14 protein-coding genes are annotated in these 15,523 nt (G+C 53.0%); 11 read left to right on the plus strand and 3 right to left on the minus strand.

Translation table 11 applies throughout. The features are described 5' to 3' along the window. The first annotated feature begins 1 nt into the window (after position 1). From yceG to lpxM, 6 genes are all read left to right on the plus strand, one after another. Complete coding sequence (yceG, locus tag NNO04_RS10260; protein ID WP_271444571.1) at positions 2-1,024, plus strand: cell division protein YceG; 1,023 nt, start codon at positions 2-4, stop codon at positions 1,022-1,024. Then, a complete protein-coding gene (tmk, locus tag NNO04_RS10265; protein WP_271444572.1) occupies positions 1,014-1,655 on the plus strand; it encodes a dTMP kinase in 642 nt (213 codons plus the stop codon). The genes yceG and tmk overlap by 11 nt, the downstream gene beginning before the upstream one ends. Then, complete coding sequence (gene holB, locus NNO04_RS10270) at positions 1,652-2,656, plus strand: DNA polymerase III subunit delta' (RefSeq protein ID WP_271444573.1); 1,005 nt, start codon at positions 1,652-1,654, stop codon at positions 2,654-2,656. Before tmk ends, holB begins: the two co-directional genes overlap by 4 nt. 10 nt (positions 2,657-2,666) lie before the next feature. Further along, complete coding sequence (locus NNO04_RS10275; RefSeq protein WP_271444574.1) at positions 2,667-3,464, plus strand: metal-dependent hydrolase; 798 nt, start codon at positions 2,667-2,669, stop codon at positions 3,462-3,464. A 294-nt stretch (positions 3,465-3,758) separates the two neighbouring features. Further along, positions 3,759-5,192: a PTS glucose transporter subunit IIBC gene (ptsG, locus tag NNO04_RS10280; RefSeq protein WP_271444575.1), complete on the plus strand. Its 1,434-nt coding sequence runs from the start codon at positions 3,759-3,761 to the stop codon at positions 5,190-5,192. Positions 5,193-5,369: 177 nt separating this feature from the next. Beyond that, on the plus strand, positions 5,370-6,341 hold the full coding sequence (gene lpxM / locus NNO04_RS10285; protein ID WP_271444576.1) for a lauroyl-Kdo(2)-lipid IV(A) myristoyltransferase: 972 nt from the start codon (positions 5,370-5,372) through the stop codon (positions 6,339-6,341). Between the two features lie 47 nt (positions 6,342-6,388). Here the strand turns inward: lpxM and pyk are convergent, their stop codons facing one another. Beyond that, positions 6,389-7,831 (minus strand): pyruvate kinase, encoded by a 1,443-nt coding sequence (gene pyk / locus NNO04_RS10290; RefSeq protein ID WP_271444577.1) that lies wholly within the window; start codon positions 7,829-7,831, stop codon positions 6,389-6,391. Positions 7,832-7,924: 93 nt separating this feature from the next. Next, entirely contained in the window at positions 7,925-8,794 is an 870-nt protein-coding gene (locus tag NNO04_RS10295; protein WP_271444578.1) for a MurR/RpiR family transcriptional regulator, read from the minus strand. A gap of 355 nt (positions 8,795-9,149) precedes the next feature. Between NNO04_RS10295 and zwf the strand changes: the two genes are divergently transcribed. From zwf to kdgA, 3 genes are all read left to right on the plus strand, one after another. Next, the gene (gene zwf, locus NNO04_RS10300) at positions 9,150-10,625 is read left to right on the plus strand and encodes a glucose-6-phosphate dehydrogenase (RefSeq protein ID WP_162383796.1); all 1,476 of its coding nucleotides are present in this window, start codon (positions 9,150-9,152) and stop codon (positions 10,623-10,625) included. Between the two features lie 234 nt (positions 10,626-10,859). After that, positions 10,860-12,671, plus strand: a complete 1,812-nt coding sequence (gene edd / locus NNO04_RS10305; RefSeq protein WP_271444579.1) for a phosphogluconate dehydratase — start codon at positions 10,860-10,862, stop codon at positions 12,669-12,671. Between the two features lie 38 nt (positions 12,672-12,709). Further along, positions 12,710-13,351 (plus strand): bifunctional 4-hydroxy-2-oxoglutarate aldolase/2-dehydro-3-deoxy-phosphogluconate aldolase, encoded by a 642-nt coding sequence (gene kdgA, locus NNO04_RS10310; protein ID WP_162383794.1) that lies wholly within the window; start codon positions 12,710-12,712, stop codon positions 13,349-13,351. Positions 13,352-13,413: 62 nt separating this feature from the next. Here kdgA and purT read toward each other — a convergent pair whose 3' ends face one another. Then, positions 13,414-14,592 (minus strand): formate-dependent phosphoribosylglycinamide formyltransferase, encoded by a 1,179-nt coding sequence (gene purT, locus NNO04_RS10315; RefSeq protein ID WP_271444580.1) that lies wholly within the window; start codon positions 14,590-14,592, stop codon positions 13,414-13,416. A gap of 132 nt (positions 14,593-14,724) precedes the next feature. Here purT and yebG point away from each other — a divergent pair, with 132 nt between their 5' ends. Then, positions 14,725-15,015, plus strand: a complete 291-nt coding sequence (gene yebG, locus NNO04_RS10320; RefSeq protein ID WP_271444581.1) for a DNA damage-inducible protein YebG — start codon at positions 14,725-14,727, stop codon at positions 15,013-15,015. A 65-nt stretch (positions 15,016-15,080) separates the two neighbouring features. Beyond that, positions 15,081-15,437, plus strand: a complete 357-nt coding sequence (yebF, locus tag NNO04_RS10325; RefSeq protein ID WP_271444582.1) for a protein YebF — start codon at positions 15,081-15,083, stop codon at positions 15,435-15,437. Positions 15,438-15,523: the final 86 nt, after the last annotated feature.

Consider the following 15,523-nt stretch of genomic DNA (forward strand, 5'->3'; position numbering starts at 1 on the left):
CATGAAAAAATTGTTATACGTTTTCCTTCTGTTGCTGGTTGTGCTGGGCATTGCTGCTGGAGTGGGAATGTGGAAAGTTCGCCAGCTGGCGGACAGCAAGCTGTTGATCAAAGAAGAGACGATCTTTAGCCTGAAGGCCGGGACGGGCCGCATGGCGCTGGGGGAGCAGCTGTATGCTGATAACGTCATCAATCGCCCTCGCGTGTTCCAGTGGTTATTGCGCATTGAGCCAGAGCTCTCGCATTTTAAGGCGGGAACGTATCGACTCACGCCTGATATGACCGTCAGGGAGATGCTTATCCTGCTGGAAAGTGGAAAAGAAGCCCAGTTTCCTCTACGGCTGGTTGAAGGAATGCGACTGAGTGATTATCTCAAACAGCTAAGAGAAGCCCCTTACATCAAGCACACTTTGAGCGACGACAAGTACGAGACGGTCGCGCAGGCGCTAAAGCTGGAGAATCCTGAGTGGGTGGAAGGTTGGTTCTGGCCGGATACCTGGATGTACACCGCTAACACGACCGACGTTTCGTTACTGAAGCGCGCTCACCAAAAGATGGTTAAAGCCGTTGAGGAGGTCTGGAAAGGGCGGTCGGAAGGGTTACCCTATCAAGATCAGAATCAGCTGGTCACCATGGCCTCGATCATTGAAAAAGAGACGGCGGTGGCCAGTGAACGCGATCAGGTGGCGTCGGTATTTATTAACCGTCTGCGTACGGGGATGCGTCTGCAGACCGATCCGACGGTGATCTATGGGATGGGGGAGCGCTATAATGGCAAACTTTCCCGTGCGGACCTGGAAACCCCGACCGCGTATAACACGTATACTATCGCAGGGTTGCCCCCCGGACCGATTGCCATGCCCGGCGAGGCGTCTTTGAAGGCCGCCGCGCACCCGGCCAAAACGCCGTATCTCTATTTTGTGGCCGATGGCAAAGGCGGTCATACGTTTAATACCAATCTTGTCGGCCATAACCGGTCAGTGCAGGACTACCTGAAAGTGCTTAAGGAAAAAAATGGGCAGTAATTACATCGTCATCGAAGGGCTGGAAGGCGCAGGCAAAACCACGGCGCGAAATGTCGTAGTAGAGACGCTTGAGCAACTGGGCATCCGCGACATGATTTTTACCCGTGAGCCGGGCGGTACGCAGCTTGCAGAAAAATTAAGAAGCCTGGTGCTGGACATCAAATCGGTCGGCGATGAAGTGATTACAGACAAAGCTGAAGTGCTTATGTTTTATGCCGCCCGCGTGCAACTGGTGGAAACGGTTATCAAACCTGCGCTGGCTAAGGGAACTTGGGTGATTGGCGATCGCCACGACCTCTCTACGCAGGCGTACCAGGGAGGCGGCCGCGGTATTGACCAGAACATGCTGGCGACACTGCGTGACGCGGTGCTGGGGGATTTTCGCCCGAATCTCACACTTTATCTGGATGTCACCCCCGAAGTCGGACTAAAACGCGCCCGTGCGCGTGGCGAACTGGATCGCATTGAGCAGGAGTCTTTTGATTTCTTCAATCGAACCCGCGCTCGTTATCTGGAGCTGGCGTCGCAGGATGCCAGCATTCGCACGATTGATGCGACCCAGACGCTGGAAAAGGTCATGAGTGATATTCGCGCCACCGTCACCGGTTGGGTGAAGGAGCAGGGCGCATGAAATGGTACCCATGGTTACGACCGGACTTTGAAAAACTGGTAGCCAGCTATCAGTCGGGTCGTGGTCACCATGCGCTACTGATTCAGGCGTTGCCCGGTATGGGCGACGATGCGCTGATTTATGCCCTTAGCCGCTATCTGTTATGCCAGAGTCCGGAAGGACATAAAAGCTGCGGACACTGTCGGGGTTGTCAGTTGATGCAGGCTGGAACGCATCCGGATTATTATTCACTGTTGCCCGAAAAAGGGAAGAGTACCCTCGGTGTTGACGCTGTACGTGACATCAGCGAAAAACTGTATGAGCGCTCTCGTCTTGGCGGCGCGAAAGTGGTGTGGATCCCCGATGCATCGTTACTGACAGATGCTGCCGCCAATGCGCTGTTAAAGACACTGGAAGAACCACCGTCTCAAACCTGGTTTTTCCTTGCCTGTCGCGAACCCGCACGATTGCTGGCCACATTACGCAGCCGCTGTCGACTTCACCACCTGGCGCCTCCGGCAGAAAGCTATGCAATATCCTGGCTTGCGCGCGAAGTGACAATGTCACAAGATGCGTTACTCACAGCACTGCGTCTGAGTGCGGGGTCTCCTGGCGCCGCCCTGACTCTGCTTCAGGAAGAGAACTGGGCGCATCGGGGCGCACTCTGTGAGGCGCTGGCTAACACTCTGCAGGCCAATGACTGGTACATCTTGCTTTCCGCACTGAATCATGAGCAGGCGGCAGCCCGTCTACACTGGCTGGCAACCTTACTGATGGATGCCCTGAAGCTCCGTCATGGTGCTGCTTATCTTACCAATGTGGATGTGCAAAAGTTGATCCCGCTGATAGCGCAACGGCTATCTGCGGCACAGGCCCAGGCAATACTCAGCGATGTTTGCCATTGCCGCGAGCAACTTATCAATGTGGTCGGGGTAAACCGCGAACTGGTGCTTACCGATCTCATCCTCCGTATTGAGCATTATCTGCAACCGGGCACTGTGCTGCCTATTTCCCCTCTTTGAGAGAGACATTATGTTTTTAGTCGACTCACACTGCCATTTGGATGGCCTGGATTATCAATCTCTGCATAAAGACGTGGATGACGTGCTGGCGAAAGCCGCCGCACGTGATGTGAAATTTTGTCTGGCAGTGGCGACAACGTTGCCAGGCTATCGCGGAATGCGCGCGCTGGTCGGTGACCGCGACAATGTGGTGTTTTCCTGCGGCGTACATCCGCTAAATCAGGATGAACCGTATGATGTTGAGGAACTCCGCCGCTTCGCCGCAGAAGATGGCGTTGTTGCGATGGGAGAGACCGGGCTGGATTATTTCTACACGCCTGAAACGAAGGTGCGTCAGCAGGAATCTTTCATTCACCATATCCAGATTGGTCGTGAGCTTAATAAGCCGGTCATTGTTCATACCCGCGATGCACGCGCTGACACGCTGGCAATTTTACGCCAGGAAAACGTGACGGAATGCGGTGGCGTACTACACTGTTTTACAGAGGACAGAGAAACGGCGGGTAAGTTACTGGATCTCGGATTTTATATCTCTTTTTCCGGTATCGTGACTTTTCGTAATGCTGAGCAGTTGCGTGACGCTGCCCGCTACGTACCGCTGGATCGTCTGTTAGTGGAAACGGATTCGCCATATCTTGCTCCGGTGCCGCATCGTGGTAAAGAGAACCAGCCTGCAATGGTTCGCGATGTTGCAGAGTATATGGCTGTTTTGAAAGGTGTTGCCGTTGAAGAACTGGCGCAGGTAACCACCGATAACTTCGCCCGCTTGTTCCATATCAACGCTTCTCGCCTGGAATCCATTCGCTAGCAGAGTTTTTTTTAAGCTCGTAATTAATACACAAAACAAGTAGAGTTCACCGCCATAAAATGGGCGGTGAATGGCCAGTTTGAAACATTCAGATACTGATTTTGCCCGTATTTGACGCTATTTACACGGGCTACAGCTGAAACGTGATAGCCGTCAAACAAAATTGATCTGAATTATTTTACTCTGTGTAATAAATAAAAGGGCACTTAGATGTCCAGTCCACGGCGGGGTTCTCCCCCCTCGCCAATGCGTGAGAACGTAGAAAGCACAAAATACTCAGGAGCACTCTCAATTATGTTTAAGAATGCATTTGCTAACCTGCAAAAGGTCGGTAAATCGCTGATGCTGCCGGTATCCGTACTGCCTATCGCAGGTATCCTGCTGGGCGTCGGTTCCGCAAACTTCAGCTGGCTGCCAGCCGTAGTTTCACACGTAATGGCGGAAGCAGGCGGTTCTGTTTTTGCCAACATGCCACTGATTTTTGCTATCGGTGTTGCACTTGGTTTTACTAACAACGACGGCGTTTCGGCACTGGCCTCGGTGGTTGCATACGGAATCATGGTTAAAACCATGGCTGTTGTCGCGCCGCTGGTTCTGCATTTACCTGCTGAAGAAATCGCAGCAAAACATCTGGCGGATACGGGTGTTCTCGGGGGGATTATCTCCGGTGCGATTGCAGCGTATATGTTCAACCGCTTCTACCGTATCAAACTGCCTGAGTACCTGGGCTTCTTTGCCGGTAAGCGCTTCGTTCCGATTATTTCTGGTCTGGCTGCCATCTTCACCGGTGTCATCCTGTCCTTCATTTGGCCGCCGATCGGTACTGCTATTCAGACGTTCTCTCAGTGGGCTGCATATCAGAACCCGGTTGTGGCGTTCGGTATCTACGGTTTCGTTGAACGTTGCCTGGTGCCATTCGGTCTGCACCACATCTGGAACGTTCCTTTCCAGATGCAAATTGGTGAATACACCAACGCAGCGGGCCAGGTGTTCCACGGCGATATTCCGCGCTATATGGCGGGTGACCCGACTGCAGGTAAACTGTCTGGCGGCTTCCTGTTCAAAATGTACGGTCTGCCAGCGGCTGCAATTGCAATTTGGCACTCTGCTAAACCAGAAAACCGCGCGAAAGTGGGCGGTATCATGATCTCCGCAGCGTTGACCTCGTTCCTGACCGGTATTACCGAGCCGATCGAGTTCTCCTTCATGTTCGTTGCGCCGATCCTGTACGTGATCCATGCGATTCTGGCTGGTCTGGCGTTCCCGATCTGTATCCTGCTGGGTATGCGTGACGGGACCTCCTTCTCTCACGGTCTGATTGACTTCATCGTGCTGAGCGGTAACAGCAGCAAGCTGTGGTTGTTCCCGATTGTGGGTGCAGGTTATGCGATTGTTTACTACACCATTTTCCGTGTACTGATCAAAGCGCTGGATCTGAAAACGCCGGGTCGTGAAGATGCCACCGAAGACAGCAAAGCGGGTGCTACCAGTGAAATGGCTCCGGCTCTGATTGCGGCATTTGGCGGTAAAGATAACATCACCAACCTCGACGCCTGTATTACTCGTCTGCGTGTCAGCGTTGCTGATGTGACGAAAGTGGATCAACCTGGTCTGAAGAAACTGGGTGCTGCAGGTGTTGTCGTGGCGGGCTCTGGTGTTCAGGCTATTTTCGGTACTAAATCCGATAACCTGAAAACAGAAATGGATGAATACATCCGTAGCCACTAAGTTATAAGATGTTGGGGAGAACTAAGGCAGCCTTATGGCTGCCTTTTTTACGTCTGACGAAAAAAAGAGAGACTAACGCCCGTGAAGGCCGATTTTTGCTTTGTATGGGGCACGGCGCGCCGCTACACTATCAGCAGATCTACTTTTCGCATTCGCGTCATCAGACACTGGAAAAGCATGGAAACGAAAAAAAATAACATTGAGTACATCCCTGAATTTGAAAAATCATTTCGCCATCCTCGCTATTGGGGAGCCTGGCTGGGCGTCGCTGCGATGGCAGGTATTGCGCTGACGCCCGCGTCATTTCGCGATCCCATCCTGGCGAGACTGGGTCGTTTTGCCGGACGTTTAGGAAAAAGTTCTCGTCGTCGTGCGCTGATCAATTTGTCGCTTTGCTTCCCGCAGCGCAGCGAAGCCGAGCGTGAGGCGATTGTCGATGAGATGTTTGAGACAGCGCCTCAGGCGATGGTCATGATGGCTGAGCTGGCGATGCGCGGGCCTGAAAAAGTACAGAAGCGCGTCGACTGGCAGGGACTGGAGATTATCGAGGAACTGAGGCGCAACAATGAGAAAGTCATCTTTCTGGTACCGCACGGCTGGGGCGTTGATATCCCGGCGATGCTGATGGCATCACAGGGGCAGAAAATGGCTGCTATGTTCCATAATCAGGGCAACCCGGTATTTGATTACGTCTGGAACACCGTCCGTCGCCGCTTTGGTGGGCGCTTGCATGCCCGTAATGACGGCATTAAGCCGTTTATCCAGTCCGTCCGCCAGGGATATTGGGGATACTATCTGCCAGATCAGGATCACGGTGCCGAACACAGTGAGTTCGTGGATTTCTTCGCGACGTATAAAGCCACCTTGCCAGCAATCGGTCGTCTGATGAAAGTGTGTCGTGCCCGCGTGGTTCCACTCTTTCCTGTCTATGATGGTAAAACACACCGGTTAACGATTCTGGTGCGTCCGCCTATGGACGATCTTCTGACTGCGGATGACAACACGATCGCGAGAAGAATGAATGAAGAGGTGGAAATCTTTGTTGGCCCACATCCAGAACAATACACCTGGATATTAAAACTGCTGAAGACCCGGAAACCGGGCGAAATTCAGCCGTATAAGCGAAAAGATCTTTATCCGATTAAATAAAAAAAGCCTCTCGTCAGAGAGGCTTTTTACTTTCTGGCATCGGGAAATTACTCGACTGTCAGAATACGAGTGGTATTCGTTGAACCGACGGTGCTCATCACGTCGCCCTGGGTGACAATCACCAGATCGCCGGACACCAGATAGCCTTTGTCGCGCAGCAAATTAACCGCTTCACTTGCCGCCACAACGCCATCAGCCGCGCTGTCGAAGTGCACCGGTGTAACGCCACGATACAACGAAGTCAGGTTCAGCGTGCGCTCATGACGAGACATCGCAAAAATCGGCAAGCCAGAACTGATACGCGAAGTCATCAGCGCAGTACGCCCTGATTCGGTCATGGCGATAATGGCCGTTACCCCTTTCAGGTGGTTTGCCGCATACATTGCCGACATGGCGATGGCTTCTTCGACATTATCGAACTGCACATCAAGGCGGTGTTTAGAGACGTTAATGCTTGGGATTTTTTCTGCGCCCAGACATACGCGCGCCATCGCGGCTACCGTTTCTGCCGGATACTGGCCCGCAGCGGTTTCAGCCGACAGCATCACGGCGTCGGTGCCATCCAGCACGGCGTTGGCCACGTCCATAACTTCTGCACGGGTCGGCATAGGGTTGGTGATCATCGACTCCATCATCTGCGTGGCGGTAATGACCGCACGGTTCAACTGACGAGCGCGACGAATCAGTGCCTTCTGAATACCAACCAGCTCCGGATCGCCAATTTCAACGCCCAGGTCGCCACGAGCCACCATCACAACGTCGGAAGCCAGAATGATGTCATCCATCGCATTCTGGTCGCAAACGGCTTCTGCACGTTCGACTTTCGCAACAATTTTTGCATCGCAGCCCGCATCGCGTGCAAGGCGACGCGCATAGTTCAGGTCTTCGCCGCAGCGAGGGAAGGAGACGGCCAGATAATCAACGCCGATTTGCGCTGCAGTGACGATATCCGCTTTGTCTTTTTCGGTCAGCGCTTCTGCAGAAAGGCCACCGCCGAGTTTGTTGATGCCTTTGTTGTTAGAGAGTGGACCGCCGACGGTCACTTCGGTGAAGACTTTCATGCCCTGAACTTCCAGGACCTTCAGCTGTACGCGACCATCGTCCAGTAACAGGATATCGCCAGGAACCACATCAGCGGGCAGGCCTTTGTAATCGATACCGACTTTTTCTTTATCGCCTTCACCTTTCTCCAGATTTGCATCTAACAGGAATTTATCGCCGATGTTCAGGAAAACTTTACCTTCTTTGAAGGTCGATACGCGGATTTTTGGTCCCTGGAGATCGCCCAGAATGGCCACATGACGCCCCAGTTTTGCGGCAATCTCACGAACTTTATCAGCGCGTATTTTGTGATCTTCTGGCGATCCGTGAGAGAAGTTCATTCGTACGACGTTCGCACCCGCAGCGATAATTTTCTCAAGGTTGTTATCGCGATCAGTTGCCGGGCCTAACGTGGTAACGATTTTGGTTCTGCGAAGCCTTCTGGACATGTAATACTCCGTTGACTGAAACAACTTGGTGTTGCGTGAACATTGATCCGGATATAAAGCCGGATGACGAAAAGAGTGTGCTTGTTATTGCTTTTAGCGGTCATCGCTCCTTATGAGCAGTTCTTTATCAAAACGCGATTCCTTAAGCGCTTCCTTGACGCGCTTCAAGTTATCTCTGAATTTTGCCCCGCGACGCAAAGTAAATCCGGTTGCCAGCACATCTATCACGGTCAGTTGAGCAAGTCGAGAGACCATCGGCATATAAATGTCAGTATCTTCCGGTACATCAAGTGTAATCGCTAATGTGGCTTCGCGCGCCAGCGGTGTTCCGGCAGAGGTCAGTGCAATCACCATGGCATCGTTTTCGCGCGCCAGCTGCGCCAGTTCTACCAGGCTTTTGGTTCTGCCCGTGTGCGAAATGAGCACAACCACGTCGTCATCGCTACAATTCATACAGCTCATGCGTTGCAGGACAACATCATCGGAGTATATGACCGGAACGTTGAAGCGGAAAAATTTGTTCATGGCGTCATGCGCCACGGCGGCGGAAGATCCAAGGCCGAAGAAGGAAATTTTCTTCGCTTGCGTCAGCAGGTCGACCGCGCGATTCACCGCAGATTTATCAAGCGACTGGCGGACATGGTCGAGGCTGGCCATCGCGGATTCGAAGATTTTTCCCGTATAGGACTCAACACTGTCATCTTCATCCACATTGCGATTAACATAGGGCGTGCCATTTGCCAGACTTTGCGCCAGATGCAGTTTAAAATCAGGAAAACCGCGCGTGTCCATGCTGCGACAGAAGCGGTTTACGGTCGGTTCACTGACATTCGCTTCCAGGGCCAGCGTTGCAATACTCGAATGGATGGACTGGTCAGGGGAAGCAAGAATAACATCGGCGACTTTGCGTTCTGACTTGCTCAGATGTTCCAGTTTTACCTGGATTTTTTCCAGCATATTCATGATGTAGAAAACTCATGGTAACGACGATTTCTGAGATACAAGAAATCGAGAGGTAATTTTGTTAGATATTACCTCCGGGCGCCAATTAAGGGAGCAAAATGGATAGAATAGTTGTTGTTTTTTTTCATTACATGATCAGCGTCGGGTTTTAGCTGTCGGCCATCTGTGTGAAAACGACGACTTTTTTATCCGTTTTGCGGCTGAATGTGCCGTAAAACGCCTGACAAGCCGGGATCGCACCGGCAGACAAGTGTTTACGGTTTCCGGAATCACGTAAAAGCAGTACAGTGCACTGTAATAAAATTACAACTATAACCTGGCAGAAGTACCAGGATAGTTAACTGAGGAGAATGACATGGCGGTAACGCAAACAGCCCAGGCATGTGACCTGGTCATTTTCGGCGCGAAAGGCGACCTGGCGCGTCGTAAATTGCTGCCTTCCCTATATCAACTAGAAAAAGCCGGTCAGATAAACCCGGATACCCGCATTATTGGGGTGGGTCGTGCTGACTGGGATAAAGAAGCCTACACGAAGGTGGTTCGCGAAGCGCTCGAAACCTTCATGAAGGAAAAAATTGATGAAGGTTTGTGGGATACCCTGAGTGGTCGCCTGGATTTCTGCAATCTGGATGTCAACGATACCGCTGCTTTTGCCCGCCTGGGTAGCATGTTGGATCAAAAAGAGCGCACCACTATTAACTATTTTGCGATGCCGCCCAGCACCTTCGGCGCAATCTGCAAAGGGTTAGGCGAGGCGAAGCTGAATGCGAAGCCTGCGCGGGTGGTCATGGAAAAACCGCTCGGCACATCACTGGCCACCTCTCGTGAAATCAACGACCAGGTGGGAAAATATTTTGAAGAGAGCCAGGTTTATCGTATTGACCACTATCTCGGCAAAGAGACGGTTCTGAACTTACTGGCGCTGCGTTTCGCCAACTCCCTGTTCGTCAATAACTGGGACAATCGCACCATCGATCACGTGGAAATCACCGTGGCGGAAGAGGTGGGTATTGAAGGTCGCTGGGGCTACTTTGACCAGGCCGGTCAGATGCGCGACATGATCCAGAACCACCTGCTGCAGATTCTGTGTATGATCGCCATGTCACCGCCGTCCGACCTGAGCGCTGACAGTATTCGCGATGAAAAAGTGAAAGTGCTGAAGTCACTGCGTCGTATCGACCGTTCGAACGTCCGTGAAAAAACGGTTCGTGGTCAGTACACCACTGGTTTCGCGCAAGGTAAAAAAGTGCCGGGGTATCTGGAAGAAGAGGGGGCGAATAAGAGCAGCAATACCGAAACGTTCGTCGCCATTCGTGTCGACATCGATAACTGGCGCTGGGCGGGTGTACCGTTTTACCTGCGTACCGGCAAACGACTGCCGACCAAATGTTCTGAAGTGGTCGTCTACTTCAAGACGCCTGAGCTCAACCTGTTCAAAGAGTCATGGCAGGATCTGCCGCAGAACAAATTGACGATCCGTCTGCAACCGGATGAAGGCGTGGATATTCAGGTACTCAATAAAGTACCGGGTCTGGATCATAAACATAACCTGCAGATTACCAAGCTGGATCTGAGCTACTCCGAAACATTTAACCAGACGCATCTGGCGGATGCGTATGAACGCTTACTGCTGGAAACCATGCGGGGTATTCAGGCGCTGTTTGTGCGCCGTGACGAAGTGGAAGAAGCATGGAAATGGGTCGACTCCATCACAGAAGCCTGGGCGATGGATAACGACGCGCCGAAGCCGTATCAGGCGGGGACGTGGGGACCGGTTGCCTCGGTAGCGATGATCACCCGTGATGGCCGCTCCTGGAATGAATTTGAGTAAAACTTCATCTGGCACGACAGTGTTATTTTACCGGTAACATGATCTAACACAGATTGTAGAATAATTTTTGCACTTTTAAGCCCCGCGTGGATTCACCCGCGGGGCTTTTTTTATTACACTGACTGAAACGATTTTGCCCCTGAGCTCCGGCTTATCAACGTTTCAGCATAGTTTAACCCTGATGAAACATATTGGTGATCCTGTAGCCCGGACAGATAAATTTTAGGAGCCTCTATGAATCCGAATTTGTTACGCGTAACACAACGTATTATTGAACGTTCTCACAAAACTCGTTCTGCCTATCTTGCGCGCATTGAGCAAGCGAAAACGTCGACGGTTCACCGCTCCCAGCTGGCGTGTGGAAACCTGGCGCACGGATTTGCGGCGTGCCAACCCGACGATAAAGCGTCGCTGAAAAGCATGTTGCGTAACAATATCGCGATCATTACCTCCTATAACGACATGCTTTCTGCGCACCAGCCTTATGAGCATTATCCTGAGATCATCCGCAAAGCGCTGCACGCGGCGAATGCGATCGGCCAGGTTGCGGGCGGCGTGCCTGCAATGTGCGATGGTGTGACCCAGGGCCAGGACGGAATGGAACTGTCGCTTCTGAGCCGCGAAGTGATTGCTATGTCGGCGGCAGTCGGGTTGTCACACAATATGTTCGACGGGGCGTTATTCCTCGGCGTGTGTGACAAAATCGTCCCGGGGCTGGCGATGGCGGCGCTCTCGTTTGGCCATCTGCCGTCCATTTTCGTGCCGTCAGGCCCGATGGCCAGCGGCCTGCCAAATAAAGAAAAAGTGCGTATCCGCCAGCTTTATGCCGAAGGGAAGGTTGACCGTATGGCGCTGCTGGAATCCGAAGCCGCCTCTTACCATGCGCCAGGCACCTGTACGTTTTACGGTACCGCCAACACCAACCAAATGGTGGTGGAGTTCATGGGGATGCAATTGCCGGGCTCCTCCTTTGTGCATCCTGATGCACCGCTACGTGAAGCGTTGACCGCGGCGGCAGCCCGTCAGGTGACGCGTTTGACCGGCAACGGTAACGAATGGATGCCTGTCGGCAAAATGATTGACGAAAAAGTGGTGGTGAACGGTATTGTCGCGTTGCTCGCGACGGGCGGTTCAACCAACCACACCATGCATCTGGTGGCGATGGCGCGCGCCGCCGGAATTATTATCAACTGGGATGATTTCTCCGACCTTTCAGACGTCGTCCCGCTGATGGCTCGCCTCTACCCGAATGGCCCGGCGGACATTAACCACTTCCAGGCGGCGGGCGGGGTGCCTGTCCTGATGCGTGAACTGCTGAACGCGGGCCTTCTGCATGAAGATGTCAACACTGTGGCGGGCTTTGGTTTGTCTCGTTACACCCTGGAACCGTGGCTGAACAATGGCGAACTGGACTGGCGTGAAGGGGCGGCGAAGTCGCTTGATAGCAATGTTATCGCTACCTTTGATAAGCCGTTCTCACACCACGGCGGGACGAAAGTGCTGAGCGGAAACCTGGGGCGTGCAGTGATGAAAACCTCTGCGGTTCCGGTTGAAAACCAGGTCATTGAAGCGCCAGCCATTGTCTTTGAGAGCCAGCACGACGTATTACCGGCATTTGAGGCCGGGTTGTTGGACCGTGATTGCGTGGTGGTAGTGCGTCATCAGGGACCAAAAGCGAACGGAATGCCAGAATTGCACAAACTCATGCCGCCACTTGGTGTATTATTGGACCGTTGTTTCAAAATTGCGTTAGTTACTGATGGACGGCTTTCCGGTGCTTCAGGTAAAGTGCCTTCAGCAATCCATGTTACGCCGGAAGCTTACGATGGCGGGTTACTGGCGAAAGTGCGCGATGGCGACATCATTCGTGTGAACGGACAGACAGGTGAGCTGACTCTGCTGGTCGATGCAGCGGAACTTGCCGCTCGTCAGCCTCACATTCCGGATCTGAGCTCATCCAGAGTAGGGACAGGGCGTGAGATGTTCAGCGCGTTGCGCGAAAACCTCTCCGGTGCGGAACAGGGCGCAACCTGTATCACTTTTTAAAACGAAAAATTTTGTAATCAGGCGAGAGAAAAACTCTGATGAAAAACTGGAAAACAAGTGCGGAAGCAATCCTGACCACTGGCCCGGTTGTGCCGGTGATTGTGGTGAATAAACTGGAACACGCGGTGCCGATGGCAAAAGCGCTGGTTGCAGGTGGTGTGCGCGTTCTGGAAGTCACCTTACGTACCGCATGTGCGATGGATGCTATCCGCGCTATTGCCAAAGAAGTGCCTGACGCGATTATCGGTGCGGGTACCGTACTGAACCCGCAGCAACTGGCGGAAGTCACTGAAGCGGGCGCGCAGTTCGCAATCAGCCCGGGTCTGACCGAGCCTTTGTTGAAAGCGGCAACGGAAGGGACGATCCCGTTGATTCCGGGGATCAGCACCGTTTCTGAACTGATGCTGGGTATGGACTACGGCCTGAAAGAGTTTAAATTCTTCCCGGCTGAAGCCAACGGCGGCACCAAAGCGCTGCAGGCGATTGCGGGTCCGTTCTCTCAGGTGCGTTTCTGCCCGACTGGCGGCATCTCTCCGGCTAACTACCGTGATTACCTGGCGCTGAAAAGCGTGCTGTGCATCGGTGGTTCCTGGCTGGTTCCGGCTGATGCGCTGGAAGCGGGTGATTACGACCGTATTACTCAACTGGCTCGCGAAGCGGTAGAAGGCGCGAAACAGTAAGTGAATAAAAAGCCCGGTCGAGTACCGGGCGTTGACAGAACGGGCCATATGCGCCCGTTTTTTTATGCCCCAACGTTTATCTGAGCGGCGGCGTCTTTCGCACGCGCAATGGCCTCTTCAACGCTCACGCCAGTTGCCAGCGCCACACCCAGGCGTCGGGTTCCCTCGATCTCCGGTTTGCCAAAGAAGCGTACCTGACGACCGGCGCCAACAGCTGCCTGCACATTATCAAACGTCACATTCTGGCTGGTGAGTTGTGGCAGGAGAACGGCCGAGGCGGCAGGGCCATATTGGCGAATCGCTCCGACAGGCAGGCCGAGGAAGGCGCGCACGTGCAACGCAAATTCCGACAGATCCTGAGAAATCATCGTGACCATTCCGGTGTCGTGCGGACGGGGAGACACTTCGCTGAAGATAACCTCGTCGCCACAAACAAACAGCTCGACGCCAAATAAGCCATGACCACCTAATGCCAGCACCACTTTACGGGCAATGTCCTGCGCTCGCTTAAGGGCCAGAGGCGTCATGTGCTGTGGCTGCCAGGATTCGCGGTAATCGCCATCTTCCTGACGATGGCCGACGGGGGCGCAAAAATGGACGCCATCAACGGCGCTGACGGTCAGCAGCGTAATTTCAAAATCGAAATTCACCACTCCTTCGACGATCACGCGGCCCGCACCGGCACGACCCCCTTGTTGTGCGTAGTCCCAGGCCTGCGCCAGTTGTTCGGTAGAGCGAATAAAACTTTGCCCTTTGCCCGAAGAGCTCATTACTGGCTTAACAATACAGGGAATACCGATTTTTGCCACGGCGTCACGGAAGCTCTCTTCACTGTCAGCAAAGCAGAACGAGGACGTCGGCAACGCCAGATCTTCCGCAGCCAGACGACGGATCCCCTCACGGTTCATGGTCAGTTGGGTCGCCCGGGCGCAGGGCACGACGTTCAGCCCTTCCTGCTCCAGCTTCACCAGCATATCGGTGGCGATCGCTTCAATTTCCGGCACGATGTAATGCGGTTTTTCAAGCTCAACCACGCGACGCAACGCTTCGCCATCCAGCATATTGATGACATGCGAACGGTGAGCAACGTGCATCGCTGGCGCGTCGGGGTAGCGATCGACGGCGATCACTTCGATGCCCAAACGCTGGCACTCAATTGCCACTTCCTTACCCAGCTCGCCTGAACCCAACAACATCACTCGCGTCGCTGCCGGACGCAGCGCTGTGCCTAATAACGTCATAAAAATATCCCCTGATTTATCCGGGCGCAGTATATACGAAAACGTTTGCGTCTGTCTTTATTGCCTGCTTGATTTTAATGCCAAAAAGTAATATACTGTACATAAATACAGGTATATTAAGAGGCTGCAAAAATGGCGGTTGAAGTTAAATACGTAGTCATTCGGGAAGGTGAGGAGAAGATGTCGTTTACCAGCAAAAAGGAAGCCGATGCATACGACAAAATGCTCGATACAGCAGATTTGCTCGACACGTGGCTTGAGCAGTCTCCGGTCACACTGGAGGACGAACAACGCGAAGCGCTGTCTCTCTGGCTGGCTGAACAGAAGGATGTGCTGAGCACAATTCTGAAAACCGGCAAATTGCCTTCTCCGCAGGCCGTCGATAGCGCGGCGTCCACAGAGGAAGATACCCAGGCCGCCTGAATCTGACTTGCGCTCCTGACGTTTTGTACCATGCTTTTCCTGAACATTGTGCTAAGGAGAAAAGTATGAATAAGAGAGGAGCGCTGTTGAGCCTGCTGTTGTTATCCGCCAGCATGTCGGTTTTCGCCGCCAATAATCCCGGCAGCAAATCGGTGACGTTTCCAAAGTGTGAAGGTATGGACGCTGAGGGGATTGCCGCGAGTGTAAAGCGCGATTATCAGCAGAACCGTATTGTGCGCTGGGAAGATGATCAAAAAACGCTGGGGCAAATCGATCCAGTGGTGTGGGTTAATGCGCAGGACATTGTGGGCAAAGAGGGAAAATGGTCAGTGCCGCTGACCGCGCGCGGTAAAAGCGCCGATCTTCACTATCAGGTCAACGTCGATTGCGGCGCAGGAAAGGCGGAGTACCAGTTGCGCTAATCACCGAACTTGCGCATCTTTTGCTTGACCTGACACTTCCTGACATCCCCTCGGGTACGCTTTGACGACAAATCGTCTGTACTTGA

The organism is Citrobacter sp. Awk 4 (assembly GCF_028069725.1).
In the GTDB taxonomy this organism is placed as follows: Bacteria; Pseudomonadota; Gammaproteobacteria; order Enterobacterales; family Enterobacteriaceae; genus Citrobacter_D.

Bases quoted from the DNA above. Each gene is read 5' to 3' on its own strand.
- yebF (WP_271444582.1), top strand. From the start codon at position 15,081: ATGAATAAGAGAGGAGCGCTGTTGAGCCTGCTGTTGTTATCCGCCAGC.
- zwf (WP_162383796.1), top strand. From the start codon at position 9,150: ATGGCGGTAACGCAAACAGCCCAGGCATGTGACCTGGTCATTTTCGGC.
- NNO04_RS10295 (WP_271444578.1), bottom strand. From the start codon at position 8,794: ATGAATATGCTGGAAAAAATCCAGGTAAAACTGGAACATCTGAGCAAG.
- edd (WP_271444579.1), top strand. From the start codon at position 10,860: ATGAATCCGAATTTGTTACGCGTAACACAACGTATTATTGAACGTTCT.
- tmk (WP_271444572.1), top strand. From the start codon at position 1,014: ATGGGCAGTAATTACATCGTCATCGAAGGGCTGGAAGGCGCAGGCAAA.
- lpxM (WP_271444576.1), top strand. From the start codon at position 5,370: ATGGAAACGAAAAAAAATAACATTGAGTACATCCCTGAATTTGAAAAA.
- ptsG (WP_271444575.1), top strand. From the start codon at position 3,759: ATGTTTAAGAATGCATTTGCTAACCTGCAAAAGGTCGGTAAATCGCTG.
- NNO04_RS10275 (WP_271444574.1), top strand. From the start codon at position 2,667: ATGTTTTTAGTCGACTCACACTGCCATTTGGATGGCCTGGATTATCAA.
- pyk (WP_271444577.1), bottom strand. From the start codon at position 7,831: ATGTCCAGAAGGCTTCGCAGAACCAAAATCGTTACCACGTTAGGCCCG.
- yebG (WP_271444581.1), top strand. From the start codon at position 14,725: ATGGCGGTTGAAGTTAAATACGTAGTCATTCGGGAAGGTGAGGAGAAG.
- yceG (WP_271444571.1), top strand. From the start codon at position 2: ATGAAAAAATTGTTATACGTTTTCCTTCTGTTGCTGGTTGTGCTGGGC.
- holB (WP_271444573.1), top strand. From the start codon at position 1,652: ATGAAATGGTACCCATGGTTACGACCGGACTTTGAAAAACTGGTAGCC.
- kdgA (WP_162383794.1), top strand. From the start codon at position 12,710: ATGAAAAACTGGAAAACAAGTGCGGAAGCAATCCTGACCACTGGCCCG.
- purT (WP_271444580.1), bottom strand. From the start codon at position 14,592: ATGACGTTATTAGGCACAGCGCTGCGTCCGGCAGCGACGCGAGTGATG.